Annotated in this window: 14 protein-coding genes; 5 read left to right on the top strand and 9 right to left on the bottom strand. The window is 64.3% G+C overall.

Features of this window, described 5'->3' with window-relative positions:
- Window positions 1–49 precede the first annotated feature (49 nt).
- From P6U30_RS20815 to gmk, 5 genes are all read left to right on the top strand, one after another.
- Window positions 50–289, top strand: a complete 240-nt coding sequence (locus P6U30_RS20815) for an acyl carrier protein (RefSeq protein ID WP_139482977.1) — start codon at window positions 50–52, stop codon at window positions 287–289.
- Window positions 290–385: 96 nt separating this feature from the next.
- The gene (gene fabF / locus P6U30_RS20810; RefSeq protein ID WP_407164799.1) at window positions 386–1,648 is read left to right on the top strand and encodes a beta-ketoacyl-ACP synthase II; all 1,263 of its coding nucleotides are present in this window, start codon (window positions 386–388) and stop codon (window positions 1,646–1,648) included.
- A 130-nt stretch (window positions 1,649–1,778) separates the two neighbouring features.
- A complete protein-coding gene (mltG, locus tag P6U30_RS20805; RefSeq protein ID WP_407164798.1) occupies window positions 1,779–3,035 on the top strand; it encodes an endolytic transglycosylase MltG in 1,257 nt (418 codons plus the stop codon).
- Window positions 3,036–3,162: 127 nt separating this feature from the next.
- Entirely contained in the window at window positions 3,163–4,050 is an 888-nt protein-coding gene (locus tag P6U30_RS20800; RefSeq protein WP_407164797.1) for a YicC/YloC family endoribonuclease, read from the top strand.
- A gap of 3 nt (window positions 4,051–4,053) precedes the next feature.
- Entirely contained in the window at window positions 4,054–4,701 is a 648-nt protein-coding gene (gmk, locus tag P6U30_RS20795; protein ID WP_407164796.1) for a guanylate kinase, read from the top strand.
- Between the two features lie 5 nt (window positions 4,702–4,706).
- Here the strand turns inward: gmk and P6U30_RS20790 are convergent, their stop codons facing one another.
- From P6U30_RS20790 to lptF, 9 genes are all read right to left on the bottom strand, one after another.
- Entirely contained in the window at window positions 4,707–5,702 is a 996-nt protein-coding gene (locus tag P6U30_RS20790) for a hypothetical protein (RefSeq protein ID WP_407164795.1), read from the bottom strand.
- Window positions 5,703–5,912: 210 nt separating this feature from the next.
- Window positions 5,913–7,124 carry an ABC transporter substrate-binding protein gene (locus tag P6U30_RS20785; RefSeq protein WP_407164794.1) on the bottom strand — a complete coding sequence of 404 codons (1,212 nt, stop codon included), beginning with the start codon at window positions 7,122–7,124 and terminating at the stop codon, window positions 5,913–5,915.
- A 62-nt stretch (window positions 7,125–7,186) separates the two neighbouring features.
- Window positions 7,187–8,245: an alcohol dehydrogenase gene (locus tag P6U30_RS20780; protein WP_407164793.1), complete on the bottom strand. Its 1,059-nt coding sequence runs from the start codon at window positions 8,243–8,245 to the stop codon at window positions 7,187–7,189.
- Window positions 8,246–8,264: 19 nt separating this feature from the next.
- A complete protein-coding gene (gene rsmA, locus P6U30_RS20775) occupies window positions 8,265–9,119 on the bottom strand; it encodes a 16S rRNA (adenine(1518)-N(6)/adenine(1519)-N(6))-dimethyltransferase RsmA (RefSeq protein ID WP_407164792.1) in 855 nt (284 codons plus the stop codon).
- A complete protein-coding gene (gene pdxA, locus P6U30_RS20770) occupies window positions 9,116–10,123 on the bottom strand; it encodes a 4-hydroxythreonine-4-phosphate dehydrogenase PdxA (protein WP_407164791.1) in 1,008 nt (335 codons plus the stop codon). The genes rsmA and pdxA overlap by 4 nt, the downstream gene beginning before the upstream one ends.
- Window positions 10,124–10,140: 17 nt before the next feature.
- On the bottom strand, window positions 10,141–11,088 hold the full coding sequence (locus tag P6U30_RS20765; protein ID WP_407164790.1) for a SurA N-terminal domain-containing protein: 948 nt from the start codon (window positions 11,086–11,088) through the stop codon (window positions 10,141–10,143).
- 67 nt (window positions 11,089–11,155) lie between these two features.
- Window positions 11,156–13,579 (bottom strand): LPS-assembly protein LptD, encoded by a 2,424-nt coding sequence (locus P6U30_RS20760; protein ID WP_407170499.1) that lies wholly within the window; start codon window positions 13,577–13,579, stop codon window positions 11,156–11,158.
- 77 nt (window positions 13,580–13,656) lie between these two features.
- Complete coding sequence (gene lptG / locus P6U30_RS20755) at window positions 13,657–14,754, bottom strand: LPS export ABC transporter permease LptG (protein ID WP_407164789.1); 1,098 nt, start codon at window positions 14,752–14,754, stop codon at window positions 13,657–13,659.
- Window positions 14,751–15,920, bottom strand: coding sequence for an LPS export ABC transporter permease LptF (lptF, locus tag P6U30_RS20750; RefSeq protein ID WP_407164788.1), 1,170 nt, complete (start codon window positions 15,918–15,920; stop codon window positions 14,751–14,753). Before lptF ends, lptG begins: the two co-directional genes overlap by 4 nt.
- Window positions 15,921–16,233 lie beyond the last annotated feature (313 nt).

The following is a 16,233-nucleotide window of genomic DNA, read 5'->3' as shown; positions in this document are numbered from 1 at the left end:
GGCTCGTATCGTCTTGGGGTCGGGTCCAATGGAACAACGAGGTTGAACGATGAGTGAGATTGGCGAGCGGGTTAAGAAGATTGTGGTCGAACACCTTGGTGTCGAGCCCGACAAGGTGGTCGATAGCGCAAGTTTCATCGATGACCTCGGCGCCGACAGCCTCGACACGGTCGAGCTCGTGATGGCCTTTGAAGAAGAATTCGGTTGCGAGATTCCCGACGACGCTGCGGAAACGATTCTGACCGTCGGCGACGCGACCAAGTTTCTTGAAAAGAACGCGAAGAGCTGACGCTTCTTGCGGAGTTGACGGAGCCGGACGGACCGTTGTCGAACGGTCCCCCGGTTTCTTATTATTGGCCGCCCATTGTGCGCCGGAGATTCTGAAATGAGACGTGTTGTCGTCACGGGGCTGGGCATGGTCACACCGCTCGGCTGCGGCGTCGACGCAACCTGGACACGCATTCTCGCCGGACAGAGCGGCGCGAAGAAGATCGATACGTTCGACGTGTCCGATCTGCCGAGCCAGATTGCCTGTCCCGTGCCACGTGGAGACGGGACCGAGGGCAGCTTCAATCCCGATCAGTGGATGGAGCCGAAGGACCAGCGCAAGGTCGACGACTTCATCATCTTCGCAATGTGCGCGGCCAAGCAGGCGCTCGACGATGCCAACTGGCATCCGGAGTCCGAAGAGGACAAGTGCGCGACCGGCACGCTGATCGGCTCCGGCATCGGCGGCCTCTCGGGCATTGCCGACACCGCGATCCTGCTGAAGGAGCGCGGGCCGCGTAAGGTGTCGCCGTTCTTCATTCCCGGCCGTCTCATCAACCTGGCATCGGGCTACGTCTCGATCGATCACGGCCTCAAGGGGCCGAACCATTCCGTGGTCACGGCCTGTTCGACCGGTGCGCATGCGATCGGCGACGGCGCGCGGCTGATCGCGCTCGGCGACGCCGACGTGATGGTGGCGGGCGGCACCGAATCGCCGATCTGCCGCATCGGCATGGCCGGTTTCTGCGCGGCGCGCGCGCTCTCCACCGGCTTCAACGATACGCCGCAGAAGGCCTCGCGCCCCTACGACAAGGATCGCGATGGCTTCGTGATGGGCGAGGGGGCCGGCATCGTGATCCTCGAGGAATACGAGCACGCGAAGAAGCGCGGTGCGAAGATCTACGCCGAGGTGATCGGCTACGGCCTGTCCGGCGATGCCTATCACATCACCTCGCCCTCGCCGGATGGCGACGGCGGCTTCCGCAGCATGAGCGCGGCGCTCAAGCGCGCCGGCCTGACCGCCGCCGACATCGACTATATCAATGCGCACGGCACCTCGACGCTGGTCGGCGACGAGATCGAGCTCGGCGCGGTCGAGCGTTTGCTCGGCAATGCGGCCTCCAAGATCTCGATGTCGTCGACCAAGTCGGCGACCGGCCATCTGCTCGGCGCTGCCGGCGCGATCGAGGCGATCTTCGCCATCCTTGCGATTCGCGATAACGTGGTACCGCCGACCATCAATCTCGATAATCCGTCGGTTCAAACGGCGATCGACCTTGTGCCTCATACGTCGCGCAAGCGTGACGTCAATGTGGCGTTGTCCAATTCATTCGGTTTCGGGGGCACCAACGCCTCTGTGATCGTACGGCGCGTGATCTAGCTGTAAGTCTTTAGAACTAGTCCACCGTTTTGCCGTATTCCGCGGTGACTCCTAAGAGCGGGCGTATGCTATTGGCAGGGCAGGGGTTTGTCCGGCCACGATTCAACCGGCAGGATTTTGGTTTGCATCGATGAGTGAGAGGCCGCCCATTTCACCGAGGAGTCCGCGTGCTGCGCTGGAGCCCGAGCAGGTTCCGCCGCCGCCGAAGCGCTCGGATCGTGCCCGTAATCCGTTCGTGATCGTCGGCAATGCGATCTTCACGATCCTGATCATCCTGATGATCGGGGCCGGAGCGACTTACTACTACGGCAAGCAGACGCTGGAAGCGCCCGGGCCGCTGCAGGAAGACAAGATCGTCAACATCCCGGCGCGCGCCGGCAAGCGCGACATCGCCGACGTGCTCCTGCGCGAGGGCGTCATCAACGTCAATCCCTGGGCCTTCATCGGCAGCGTGTTCGCGCTGAAGGCAAGCTCGGACCTCAAGCCCGGCGAGTACGCGTTCCAGAAGAGTGCGAGCCTGCGCGACGTCATCGCCACCATCGTCGAGGGCAAGGTGGTGCAGCATGCCGTCACCATTCCGGAGGGGCTGACCTCGGAGCAGATCGTGGCGCGGCTCTCCGACAACGACATCTTCACCGGCTCGGTGCGTGAGATTCCGCGCGAGGGGACGTTGCTGCCGGAGACCTACAAGTTCCCGCGCGGCACCACACGCGATCAGGTGATCCAGCGCATGCAGCAGGCGCAGAAGCGCGTGCTCGCCGAGATCTGGGAACGTCGCAATCCGGACACGCCGCTGAAGTCGCCGGAGCAACTGGTGACACTGGCCTCGATTGTCGAAAAGGAAACCGGCCGCGCCGACGAGCGCAGCCGCGTCGCCGCGGTGTTCGTCAATCGCCTGCGGCAGAGGATGAAGCTGCAATCCGACCCGACGATCATCTACGGCCTGGTCGGCGGCAAGGGCACGCTGGGACGCCCGATCAAGCGCAGCGAGATCACGCAGCCGTCGCCCTACAACACCTATGTGATCGACGGCCTGCCGCCCGGGCCGATCGCCAATCCCGGGCGCGCTTCGCTGGAGGCGACCGCCAACCCCGCGCGCACCCGCGATCTGTTCTTCGTTGCTGACGGCACCGGTGGCCACACTTTCACCGAAACCTACGATCAGCACGCCAAGAACGTCGCCAAGCTGCGCACGATGGAAAAGCAGATCCAGAACGACACCGTCGAGCCGGCGGATGATCCGCCGCCTGCGGCCGCGGCTCCGGGGTCGACCGATACCAATCCGACGGCGGCCACGCCGCCGAAACCAACCAATCAGAGGAAGCCTCCGCGCGGTCGCCAGGGGGCGGCCCAGCAGACCAATTCGCCGCCGGTCGTGCAGCGCTGAGCTTCGATGTCCCGTGGGTGGAACGTAATTCCACTTTCACGGAATCCGTTTTAAGGTCGCAAGGCTCCGAGGGAGTCTCGTTGGCTCCAGGTGAGCCCCATATCCTTTTGCTGGAGAGTTTCACGCGATGGCGCTGTCGAGCATGACTGGCTTTGCCCGAAGCCATGGCGCAAGCGGTCCCTACACCTTCGAGTGGGAGCTGAAGTCGGTCAACGCCAAGGGCTTTGATCTGCGGTTACGGTTGCCGCCCGGCTGGGACGAGCTGGAGGCTTTCGCCAAGAAGCGCGCCGGCGAGTTGCTGTCGCGCGGCACGGTCTATGCCAATCTCAGCGTCAAGCGCACCGATGCCGCGCAGACCGTCCGAATCAATGAGGACGTGCTGGAAGCCGTCGTGAAGGTCGCCGGTACGCTGGCGCAGCGCATCGACGCCGTGGCGCCGAGCATCGACGGCCTGCTCGCCATCAAGGGTGTCATCGAGGTGGCCGAACCCGAGAGGAATGAGGAAGAAGACAAGGCGGCGCGCGATGCAGCCGCGAAAGCCTTCGAGCAGGCGCTCGGCAGCCTGGTCGAGATGCGCCGCCGCGAGGGCGATGCACTCGGCCAGATCCTGATGCAGCGGATGGACGAGATCGAACGGCTCGCCAAGCGCGCCGAAGCCGCCCCGGGCCGCAAACCCGAGGCGATCAAGGCGCGGCTGGCCGAACAGATCGCGGCACTGCTGGAGACCTCGGAGCGGTTCGACGCCGACCGTCTCAGCCAGGAGGCGATCCTGATCGCCACCAAGGCCGATATCCGCGAGGAGCTCGACCGCATCGCCTCGCATGTTGCGCAGGCGCGCGAGATGATCGGGAAGGGCGGGCCCGTCGGGCGGCGGCTCGACTTCCTGGCGCAGGAGTTCAATCGTGAGGTCAACACCTGCTGCTCGAAGTCAAACGATCTCGAATTGACCAACACCGGGCTCGAGATGAAGAACGTGGTCGAGCAATTCCGCGAGCAGGTCCAGAATCTGGAGTGAGCGATGACGTCGCAGGGTTTTGACGGCGTGGAGCGGCGCGGACTGATGTTCGTGCTGTCGTCGCCTTCGGGCGCCGGCAAGACGACGCTGTCGCGCATGCTGATCGACCGCATGCCGGGGCTGAAGATGTCGGTATCGGCAACCACGCGGCCGATGCGGCCGGGCGAGGTCGAGGGCCGCGACTATTTCTTCGTCGACAAAGCGAAGTTCGAGGCGATGGCCAAGCAGGGCGACCTGCTGGAATGGGCGACCGTGTTCGACAATCGCTACGGCACGCCGCGCCAGCCGGTCGAGGCAGCGCTGTCAGCCGGCCAGGACGTGCTGTTCGACATCGACTGGCAAGGCACGCAGCAATTGCGCGAGAAGGCGCGCGCCGACGTGGTCAGCGTCTTCATCCTGCCGCCGTCGGCTGCCGACCTCGAGAAGCGGCTGCACACCCGTGCGCAGGATTCCGAGGAAGTCATCCGCGGCCGGATGAACCGCGCCACGCACGAGTTGAGCCATTGGGCGGAATACGACTACATCGTCGTCAACCAGAACGTCGACGATGCCTTCGCCGAGGTACAGTCGATCCTGAAGGCGGAACGGCTCAAGCGCGAGCGGCGCACGGGACTCACCGAGTTCGTGCGCGGCCTGCAGCGCCAGCTCTAGCCGCTTCAATTGGCCGTGCTGCGCGCCAGGCGCTGCAGCATCGCCGTGATCTGCTGATTCCTATCCTCGGTCTCATCGAGATTTCGCGCGACCGCGCGGCGAGGCATCGGCGGCTCGGGTCGGCGCGGTGGCAGTTCGGACAGCCGAAGCGGAGATTCCAGGCGGATCGGCAGGTCCGGTGAACGCATCGAGTCCCATGGTGCGTGCCACTCGTCCTGGATATCGGAGGGCGGCGTACGCCTGCGGGTCAGGCGGAGGACGAGGGCACTGACGAGGCCTGCCAGCGCCAGCGCGCCGACCATCACGATCAGCAACATCTGCGTCGAGGATGAGGTCTTCTCCGCCGTCGTTTCGACCGCGGCGGGCGCGGCCGGTGCAGTGGCGTTCACCGACGGCTGCTGCGCATCTGCCTGCTCGGGTGCGGGAGGCTGAGGCGTGGCGTGCCGCGTGCCGTTGGAGCCGGCCATGCTCGTCGCATCCAGCCAGCGCGCGGACGTCTGCGCATTTGCGTCAGGGGGCGTTGCGGGCGCGCTTGTGTCGGGTGCCGTGTTGCTGCTGCCCGCCTGACTGGCCTCAGGCGTTGCGGCCGGCGCGGCTGCAGCTTGCGACAAGGCCAACTCGGCATGCGCGTCGGCGACCGACGGGCGCATCGCTGACTGCGGCTGTGGTTGAGCCTGCGGCTGTGGCTGTGGTTGAGCTTGCGGCTGTGGTGGTGTGGCGTCTGCCGTTGCCTCGGGCGAGGGCTGCTGCTGCGCGGTGGCGGTCTTGGTTGCCTTATTCTTGGCCTCACCGATGTACCAGCACTTGGCCTTGGTCGTGCGATCCTGGTGATAATACCAGTGCTTTCCTGCGCCCGCCGGTCCCTTGGGCGCGGACTGGCAACTGTCGGCCGTCTTGGTATCCGCGGTGGTGGCCGCATTCTGCGCCACGGCCGTGAAATTTGCGCCGGCCAGGATGCTCGCGACGAGCGCCGAAGCAAATTTTGCTGAACGATTCGACATTGACGTCCCCGGTATTTCTTTTGCGTAAACGCTTGCGATCCAATCTCGGTAAAGAGTTGGGTCGCAATGCGCCGCAAATCCGGAGCGGGTAGGGCTTAATTGAGGCTCACGGCATCGCGCAATTGCGGCGCTACGGTGGCAAGAGAGTTGGACAGCGTGTCCCTCCCAGGTTCCTGGCCGGTTCCACTCGTGCGCCGTTTCGTTCCGAGACTAGTTGCTCTCCAGCACGTCGCTGAACAGCACGTAACGCTGGCCGTTAAATCGAACCAGACGCATCTGCTTGATCGGCCGCAGGTCGGTCGGCGAGGTCCGCAGCCGGATGCCGGGCAGCAGCAACGGCAGCTCCATGTCGAGATGCGAGGCCTGCTTCATGATGTTCTCGCGCGTCAGGTCGTTGCCGCACTGCTTGAGGATCTGCACCACCGCGTAACCGATGTTGTAGCCGTAGGGCGCGTAATAGTCGCTCTTGTCGACGTGCGGATTGTATTTGTCCATCCAGACGTTCCAGGCCTGCATGGCCGGATCGTCCTTCCACTGCGGATCGGCCGGGTCTTTCTGGTAGGCGGCCGAGATCACGCCCTTGGCTGCCTCGAAGCCGGCCGGGCGGATTGCGCCCGCGATCGAGGAGCCGACGCTGGAGAGGAATTCCTGCGGGTGCCAGCCGATGTCGTAGGCCTTGCGGATCGCTTGCGCGGCAAACTTCGGCACCGAGGCGATGAACAGCACATTGGCGCCGGCGGCTTTCAGCGACACGATCTGCGAATCCACCGTCGGGTCGCTGGTGTTGTAGGTTTGCTGCGACACGATCATCGTCGCGGCCCTGTCGCCGAGCCCGTGCTTGAAGCCCATCACGTAGTCGCGCCCGAGATCGTCGTTCTGCGCGAGGATCCCGATCTTCGCATCTGGTAGCGTCGACAAGATATACTTGGCGTAGATCTCACCTTCGGACGCGTAATGCGGCGTCCAACTCATCGTCCACGGATAGTGCTCGGGATCGTTGAAAATGGTCGCGCCGGAGCCGACGAACAGATGCGGCACCCGCTTCTGGTTGATGTACTTCACCACGGCCATGTTGGGCGCGGTGCCGACCGGATTGACGAGAAACAACACCTCGTCGCTCTCGATCAGGCGGCGGATCTGCTCGACCGTCTTGGGCGGGCTGTAGGCATCGTCAAGGCTGATGAAGTTGATCTTGCGGCCGTTCACGCCGCCCTGATCGTTGATCATCGCAAAATAGGCGGTGATCGAGACGGCGCCCGCCGAATAGGCCGACGCCGGACCGCTATAGGGCGTCGTGGTCCCGATCTTGATCTCGTGGTCGGTGGCCCCGGGCCCATAACGCGTTTGCGCAGCGGCCGGTGTGGCGGCAAGGGCGAGCGCGAGCGCCGCCCATGCCGCGAACGTCGAACGTTTCCTCCTCATGCGCGTCCTCCCCGGTTGTTTGGGTGAGGCCGGCGGGACGTCCGCTAAAGCGCGATCAGGCTCTAGTTCTTCAAGACGATGCGTCCCACGACTTTGCCGGCCCGCAATTCATCGATCCATTTCTGGACGTCGGCCATCGGCTCTTCCTTCATCGGCGTCGGCCTGATCTTGCCCGCGCGGGCGAGCGCCATCAATTCCTGCCCTTCGGCCAGCGTTCCCACCATGAAGCCCTCGATGGTCATGCGCTTGTAGACCCATTGCACCATCGGCAGGCTGAAGTTGCCGCCCATCAGGCCGGACACCACGATCTTGCCGCCGCGCGCCACCGTCGACACCGCAAACGCCATCGACTTCTCGTTGCCGGCGAAGTCGACCACGCCGTCGAAGCCGCCATCGCTCTCCTTCAGCATGCGCTTGACCACGTCCGGCTCTGCCGGGTCGTAGGCGGCGGCCGCGCCGTTCTTCAGCGCGGTCTCGCGTGCGGCGGGGCTGAGATCGGCAACCGTGATCGGCTGCTTGAACATCGCCTGCGCGAACGACAGACCCATCATGCCGACGCCGCCGAGGCCGATCAGCAGCAGATTGCGCTGGCGCGGCCGATCGACCAGGCGCTTCAGCGCGCCATAGGCGGTGACACCCGAGCACATCAGGGTCGCGGCCTGATTGACCGGAAGCGGATCATAGTCGAGCAGGTATTTCGCGTCGGGCACCAGGACGTGCGTGGCGAAGCCGCCGTCGATGGACACGCCAAGGAAGCGCTGCTTGACGCAGAGGTTCTCGTCACCGTTCTGGCAGTCGCGGCACTGACCGCAGCCGATCCAGGGGAAGACGGCTTTCTTCGATCCGATCAGGTCCTTCGACACCTCGGCGCCGACCTCGTCGACGACGCCGGCGATCTCGTGGCCGAGCGTGAAGGGCAGGGTCATGCCGCGGGTGGTGTCGAGTTTCTTGCCGCCGCCGAGATCGGCATAGCCGTCCTGGATGTGGAGATCGGAATGGCACAGGCCGCAACGCTCGATGCGAACGAGAACCTCGCGTCCCTGCGGCTTGGGCGTGTCCACAATGGTTTCGCACAGCGGCGCATCGAATTTGACGAGGGATTGGCGAACCATACGCGCCATTACGTTTTCTCCTGATGTTCTATTTTGTGGACCGTATATCGGCCAATTCACGTGCCATGGCAACAAAGCCCGTGACCGGGATGGTTTCGGCGCGGCGCGTGGCATCGACATGGGCGGCCGCGGCGAGCCGCGCCGGATCGACCGACAGCGATTTCAGGCTCTGGCGCAGCATCTTGCGGCGCTGGCCGAAGGCGGCTGCCGCCACCTGCTCGAGCATGCGGCGGTCGCACAGCTCGGGCGCCGCGCGCGGTATCAATCGCACCACCGAGGACGTGACCTTCGGCTGGGGCACGAACGCGGCGGGCGAGATGTCGAACAGGATCTTGGTCTCGGCCCGCCAGTTGGCGAGCACCGCGAGCCGCCCATAGGCCTCTTCGTCCTGATGCGCGACGATGCGCTCGGCGACCTCGCGCTGGAACATCAGCACCATCATGTCGTACCAGGGCGGCCACGGCTCGATCGAGAGCCAATCGACCAGAAGCTGGGTCGCGATGTTGTAGGGCAGGTTGGCGACGATCTTGGCCTTGCCGCCATCGAGCAGCGGACGCGGATCGAAGCGCTGCGCGTCGCCATGCACGATCTCGACGCGGCCGGGATAGCGCTTGACGATGTAGTCGAGCGCGGCAAGCGCCCGCTCGTCGCGCTCGATGGCGATCACACGCTTGGCGCCGAGCGCAAGCAGCGCGCGCGTCAATCCGCCGGGACCGGGCCCGACCTCGATCACGGTGGAATCCTCGAGCGGACCCGCGGCGCGCGCGATCCGCGCGGTGAGATTGAGGTCGAGCAGGAAATTCTGACCGAGCGACTTGCGTGCCGACAAGGAATGTTCGCGAATGATGTCGCGCAGCGGCGGCAGGTCGTCGATCGCGCTCATCGCGGCGGCGCCGCAGCGGCCATGCGCGCGGCGAGCCGGAGGGCGGCGATCAGGCTCGCGGGATTGGCCTTGCCGGTGCCGGCGATGTCGAATGCGGTGCCGTGATCGGGCGAGGTCCGGATGAACGGTAGTCCCAGCGTGACGTTGACGGCGTCCTCGAACGCAATGGTCTTGATCGGGATCAGTGCCTGGTCGTGATACATGCAGATCGCGCAATCATAGGTCTTGCGCGCGGCCTCGTGAAACATGGTGTCGGCCGGCAGCGGACCTCGGGCGGCGATCCCGCCGCGTTGCAGGGTCTCGACGGCCGGCGCGACGATCTCGATGTCCTCCCGGCCGAGCGTGCCGTCTTCTCCGGCATGCGGGTTGAGGCCGGAGATGGCAAGGCGCGGCGCTGGGAGGCCGAACCGCGCCTTCATGTCCGAGATGACGATCCGCGCGGTCGACACGATCAGATCGGTTGTGAGCTGCGCCAGCGCTTCGCGGACCGACAGGTGGATCGTCACCGGGACGACGGCGAGGGTCGGTGACCACAGCATCATCACCGGCTGCGGCGCGCGCGCTCCCTTGGCCGCAAGCTCCGCGAGGAATTCGGTGTGCCCGGGATGGCGGAAGCCGGCGCGATACAGCACGTTCTTGGCGATTGGGTTGGTGACGACGGCGCCGGCCTTGCCGGCGACGACATCGGCGACCGCCTGGCGGATCGAGGCCATCGCGGCCTCCGCGCTCGTTCCGTCGGGTTTTCCCGGTCGTGCTGTCGCAGCCTTGCCGGTGGCAACGACGGGCAGGGCGCGCGAAAACGCAGCGGATGCTTCCTCGGCGGTGACATCGGCAAGCTCGACGGTGAGCCCGAGCGCCTTGGCACGTTCGGCAAGGGAAACGCGATCACCGAGCAGGTAGAAGGGCGGGAGATCAAGCTCGCGCCGCCGCAGCCATGCGGCGAGAGTGATGTCGGGACCGATGCCCGCGGGCTCGCCGGATGTCAGCGCGAGAGGTTTGGCCATGCGTCAACGATAGTCGATCATCGCCCGCCTGGATATTCGATCATCGCGGATTTGCGGACTTCCTGCAGGTAGGACTTCGACTTCGCCTCGTACTTCTGGGCGTACATCTTCTCGCGGATCTCGCGCTTCTTCGGCGTATCGACGGTGGTTGCCCGACGCCCGCAGAGCACGACCATCTCGATGCCCTGCTTGGTGACCTCGGGGGCCGTCAGATGGCCGACCGGCGTCTTGTCCAGGACCTCGCGCAGCGAGGGAGGCAGGTCTGCCGAGGTCTTCACGACGATTTCGCGGATCGCAGCATTGCGCATCGACTTGAAGTACGAGTTGGCTTCCTCGCAACTGGTCACGCGTTCGCGCAGGCTCTCCGCTTCCTTGCGCCGTCCCTCGAACTCGGATTGCGGCGCGCCGCGCGGCACGATCAGGACGACCGGCTGCATCCTGTATTCGAAGGCGTCGGCGTCGGCCGCCTCGCCGGCCGCCTTGACGGCAGTATTCACGTCCTTTTCGCCGACCTGCAGACTTTCCTTGAAACGGCCACGGACCAGACTGGTCCAAACCATGTCGGCCCTGATGCGCTGCTTTAGCGTGTCCGGTCGGATGCCCTTGCTTTCCAGCACCTTGGTGAGCTGGTCGCCCGACAGCCGCATCCGCTGTGCCATTCCGCCAAAGGCTTGGTCGATATCGCTGGCGGAAGGGTCGACGCCGAATTTCTTGGCTTCCTTGATCTTCACCTTTTCGTCGATGAGATCATTGAGGATGGCCTTGCGATCGGGATTCTTGGTGCCGGTCAAGGCGTTCAGCTTGGCGCGCTGCTCGATGTCGAAATTGGTGATGGGATCGCCATTGACCATGACGGCGATGGTCTGGGCGTGCAAGCGAGCGCCGCCTCCGAGGAGGAGAACGAGGGCCAGCAGGGAACTCAGCAGGAGCGAATAGCGGCGAGTTGGCAGGCTAGCTGTCGTCATCGTCATGTCAGCCGTCTAAACCCATTCGGGAGCCATGGGCCCCGGCCAGCCCACGCTCGGTTCTACGCTATTGGACGCCGGCCGAACTGCTCGCCGTCGACGATTGCGCGATGGTTCGCAGGCCGATCTGGAACATGAAAGCGTGGCTGAGAACGGGCGGCGTGCTGCCAGCTTGATATGTGTAGGACGTGACATAGTTGGCGGCCAGCACGAAGCAGTCGTCCACATAGCCTGCGCCGACCACATACTGGTTGATTTTGTTCGCTTCAAGGTCCCAGCGCGCCGCACCCTGGACCACCCAGTTCGACGCCACCTTCACCGAGCCGCTGGCGAGGAGGCCTTCGCGGCGGGTCAGATATCCGAGTTCCGGCTGCGCCGCATAGTTGCCGTACATCAGGCTGACCGACCAGCGATCGAAGTTGGCGCTACCCTGGGCCTCGAACCGGTTCACGTTCCAGGTGGCCTCGTCCATCCGCGAGCGGACGCTGAACGTGTAGGTCCGGTTCGGCGAGTAGGCGACGCTCGCGACATAGTCCGATCGGGCGTTCTGCAGGCCGGAGTCGACGCCGGTGTTGGTGACGTCGGCGACCGCGAACGAGTTCAGCCCGAACAGTTGGTAGGACTGGCCGAACATCGCCTTCACGCTGCCGCCGCGATCGAACTGCGTGGTGGCCTGCACGCCGACATTGGCGCGGCTGCCGCCCTCGACGCGGTCGTAGCCGGAGAACTTGTCGACCGCGAACAGGTTGCTGGTGTCGAACACCAGGCTCTGGGCGTCCTCGTTCGGAAGTCTGCCGGCATCGGGCTCGTTGGGCCGGATGATGACCTGCGCGATCGGCTCGATCGTGGTGGTGCCCCACGGCTGCACGTTGATGAAGGGATAGCGGTACTCGAAGCCGACGGCCGGCATCAGGCGGACCGTCTGGGTGTCGCCGACCGGCAAGAAGTTGGAGACGCCGGGCTGGTTCGAGATGTCGGCGTTGATCGCATCGCCACGGACGCTGACGAACGGCGTCCAGATCTGGCCGAACGGATCGGTGTAGGACTTGCGCCACTGCGCCTCGGCGGTGAAGCGGGTGTAGGTGCCGGGCATGCCGCGCAGCAGGCACTGCTGCGGCGTCCGCGCCATCGAATCGGCGGACGTGGGCGTGCACAACGGGTTATTGGGGTCGTTGGCGAGCGTCGTGATCGGATCGAACACCGCGGTTTCGCGGGTCAGGTTGGTGAAGTTCATCTTGTAGCTGAACTCACCACCCAGGATCGGGCTGTTGATCACGTTGTTGTAGTCGATGACCGGCGCGACGACCGGCACCTTGTCCTGGTTGCCGGAGAAGCTGAGGTAGTAGATCGCGCGCGCGTCGAAGAAGCTGCGGTTGCCGACGCCGGTCAGGTAAAGCTGCGAGATCGCTTCCGTCGGCAGCGACATGAACGACCCGAACGGATCCTTGTACTGGGCCAGCCGATAGTCGGACATGAAGAAGTAGTCGGACAGCAGCACGCCGTCCCAGCCAAAGGTCCACTTGTCGTTCAGCGCGAACTGACCCTTGGTCTCGATGCCGCCACGGAACTGGCGATCGCCGGGCTGGCCGGCAAAGGCGCCGGGATCGAGCTGGTCGATGCCATAGACGCGGATCTGGTAGGCGCCGTTCGACAGGCGCTGACGGAATTCGCCCTGCAGCAGGACGCCTTGCTTCGACGTGATGCGCGGATTGAAGGTCACGTCGTAGTCCGGCGCGAGCGAGAAATAGTAGGGGATTTCGACGCCGACACCGTAGGCCGAATAGGTGGTGAAAGCGGGCATCAGGAAGCCGCTCTTGCGTTTCACCGTCGGATCGGGCGTCGAGAAATAGGGCAGATACGCCATCGGAACGCCGAAGAATTCGAGCTGGGCGTTCTCGAAGTAGAGCATCTTCTCCGTCTGGTTATGGATGATGCGCGCGCCCTTGACCTGCCAGAGCGGCGGCTTCTTCGGATCGTCCTTACAGGGGGCGCAGGCGGTATAAACACCGTTTTCGAAGACGGTGTAGTTGCCGCTGGTGCGATCGGCGCGGGTCGCCGCCATCCGGGTCTGGTCTTCGGTATCGACGCGCAGCGAATCGACAAAGCCGTCGCGGTAGTCGTCGCTCAGATCCAGGATGTTGGCGTAGGTGATCTTACCTTCCGCATCGGTCATGCGGATGTTGCCTTCGGCGTGAAGGCGCTTGGTCTTCTGGTCGTAGATGACCTTGTCGGCCTCGACGCTGGTGCCGTTGTAGAACATCTGCACGTTGCCGACCGCCGACACGCGCTGATTGTTGTAGTCGTAATCGACCTCGTTGGCCTGGACGAGCATCTGCCCGTCATTCTTGGCCGGCGGCCGCGTCGGCTTCGGCGGGCGCGGATTGTAGGTGAAGCTCTGCGCGGCGGCTGGCGTCGGCACGGCAACGCCGAGCGTGCCGACCGCGACAAATGCGGCGACGAGCGTGGAGAGTGAGACGCCAAGCGCGGCCATGCGGCTGCGAGAACGGCGCAGGGCACTGCGCCGCCCGAACACAGGCGACCTCAACTGGCGGGCGGCGACAACGGCCACTACCCGTCCTCCTGATACAGCAAGGCCAAGAAACCGGTGAGGCCGCCGACAACGACAGGCAGCCACGCCGCAGCGATGGGATGCATCAACTCAGCCTTGCTCAAATCCTCAGTTACTTTCGAGAGCACGTAGAGCAGAAAGCCCGCACCCACGCCACTCAAAACCATCTTCTGCACGCCGCCCATCCGGAAGAAGCGGAGGCTCACGGAAGCCGCCAACATCACCATTGCAGCCAGCAAAAATGGCTGTGCGATGAGCTTGTGATACTGCAAGCGATAGCCGGCGGTCGCGAACCCTGAGCTCTCCGACGAACGGATGTAGTTCGGTAGTTGCCAAAAGGACACAGTTTCGGGGGTCGAAAAACTGTTGCGAACCTGGGCCGGGGTGAGGGTGGTGGCCAGGTAGAAGGTGTCCTGGTCCACCGGGGCCTTGTCGAGGGTGTATCTGCGTACCCCTTTGAACACCCAGCGTCCCTCTTCGAGAGTCGCTTCGCGCGCCTCGATTCGCTCCTTGAACTGTAGCTCGGTGTCGAATCGGAACACGGTCAGGCCGGTCAGCCGCACGCCCTGCTGCTCGCTGCGGGCCGCATTGATGATCGCCTGACCTTCGTTGTTGATCTGGTTCAGCCAGAAGCCGGACGCGTCCTGAATACCGCCGCCCGGTGCCGAGCCGAACAGCTCGGCCTCCATCCGTTTCGACAGCTCGCGCAGATTCGCGGAGATCGGGTTGTAGGCGGTGGTCGCGATGATGCCGAGCAGGATCGCGCTGGCGAGAGCAGGCGAGATGAATTGCCAGGCCGAGACGCCGGCCGCGCGCGCCACGACCAGCTCCAGCCGGCGCGACAAAGCGAGGTAGCAGGTCATCGCGCCGATCAGCACGCAGAACGGCATCAGCTTCTCGAGGAGCTGCGGCACCCGGAACAGCGAGGTTTCCGCAACCGTGATCGCCGAGACGTCGACCAGCCCCGACGTCTTGCGCACCATCTCGATATAGTCGACCAGCACCAGCAGCACGAAGATGCTCACGAACACACCGACCGCCGAGATCACGAAGCGGCCGGCGAAATAGCGCCCGAGCGTGTTTGTGACCATGCTCATGCGGTCACCGGGCGTCGGAAGAAGCGGGCAATGCGCTCGTTATTCCTGTTGATCGTCTCCATCAGGGCGGGCGGCGGCTCGACGACCACGCCGCCGACAATCATCCAGATACCGACGCCGATTCCGCCGAACAGCATCAGGTATTGGACGAGCGCGGCCCACGGGGTCTTCACCGTCATCACCGAGCAGGCGAAGCCAACCATGCGCAGGCCGAAAACCGCGAGCACTGATCCGCCGATCGAGAAATTGCGGCTCTGGCGCGTGGTCCGCGGCGCACCGAGGAACGCGAAGGTGAGCGCGGCGAAGGCGAACGGATAGATCGGCGCCATGAAGCGGTCATGCAGCTCGGCACGGAATTGGCCGGGTATCTGCTTGTAGACCGGATCGTCTTCGGACGGGGACATCAATTCCCAGAGGTAGCGCTCGCGGATGCCGAGCGTGACGTCGCGCCCCTGATTGGAGAATTTCGACATGTCGAAAGCGTAGCGCTGGAACGCGACCAGCGCCGGATCGCGCTTGCCGACCTCGAATCGCTCCAGGTTGCCGTCCTCCAGCACGAGATACGAGCCGCTCTCGTTCTTCAGCACGGTGCCGTGGTCGGCGACGATGGTGACGCGCTCCTGCGGATCGCGGCGATCGTCGACGAAGATGCCGCCGAGCACGCCGCCAGGCAGGCGTTCGCGGATTCGAATCGTGAGATTCTGGTCGAGCTGGGCAAAGCGGCCGGGCTGCAGGATGTTGGTCAGCACGTCGGCGGTGATCTCGGCATCCCATTGCTTAATACGCCGCATGCCGTCGGGGGCGAGATAGGCGCCGATAAAGGCGACCAGCGCCGCCACCACGCAGGTGGCATAGAAGAATGGATAGAACAGCCGGAACGGCGAGAAGCCCGCCGCGTTCATCACGATGATTTCGGAATCGGTCGCGAGCTTGTTCAGCGTGTGCGAGATCGCGATCATCAGCGCGATCGGGGCGATGATCAGAACGAGCGCCGGGATGACCAGACCTGTGATGCCGAGGAAGGTGAGGATGGTCTGACCCTGGCTCGTCATCAGATCGATGCCGCGCAACGCCTGCGTAATCCAGATCACCCCCGTGAGGCTGACCAGGACAAGCGCAAACGAAGCCAGCGTCGTTTTGAAGATGTACTTGTCGATCGACCCCATGTCGCTACCGCACGACCCCCTGACGCGCCAAAACGCACGGCTTTCGACCAACCCCGTCAAACCGGGTTCCCCGATGGTCGAGCCGCGGATCCGTCCGGCTCACTCTCTCACTACCATCCCTTTGATCCGTCAACAAAATGGCCGCGCCAAGGCGCGCTTAATTTATGGTTAATTATTCGCTTTTGTGACCTTCCGGCCACTCCGGCGCTTGGCAGCGGCGCGGCCGACAGGCCATAGTGTGGCCAACGCGGTCCGGATCACTTCCGGCCACTCCCGCAACCCCTGTCGCAAGTGTCTTAGGGGCCACCTCATG

The sequence above is a fragment of the Bradyrhizobium sp. ORS 111 genome (assembly GCF_045571485.1).
GTDB lineage: Bacteria > Pseudomonadota > Alphaproteobacteria > Rhizobiales > Xanthobacteraceae > Bradyrhizobium.
Note: the sequence above shows the minus strand (reverse complement) of the source record. Positions and strands in the feature narration are given on the sequence as shown.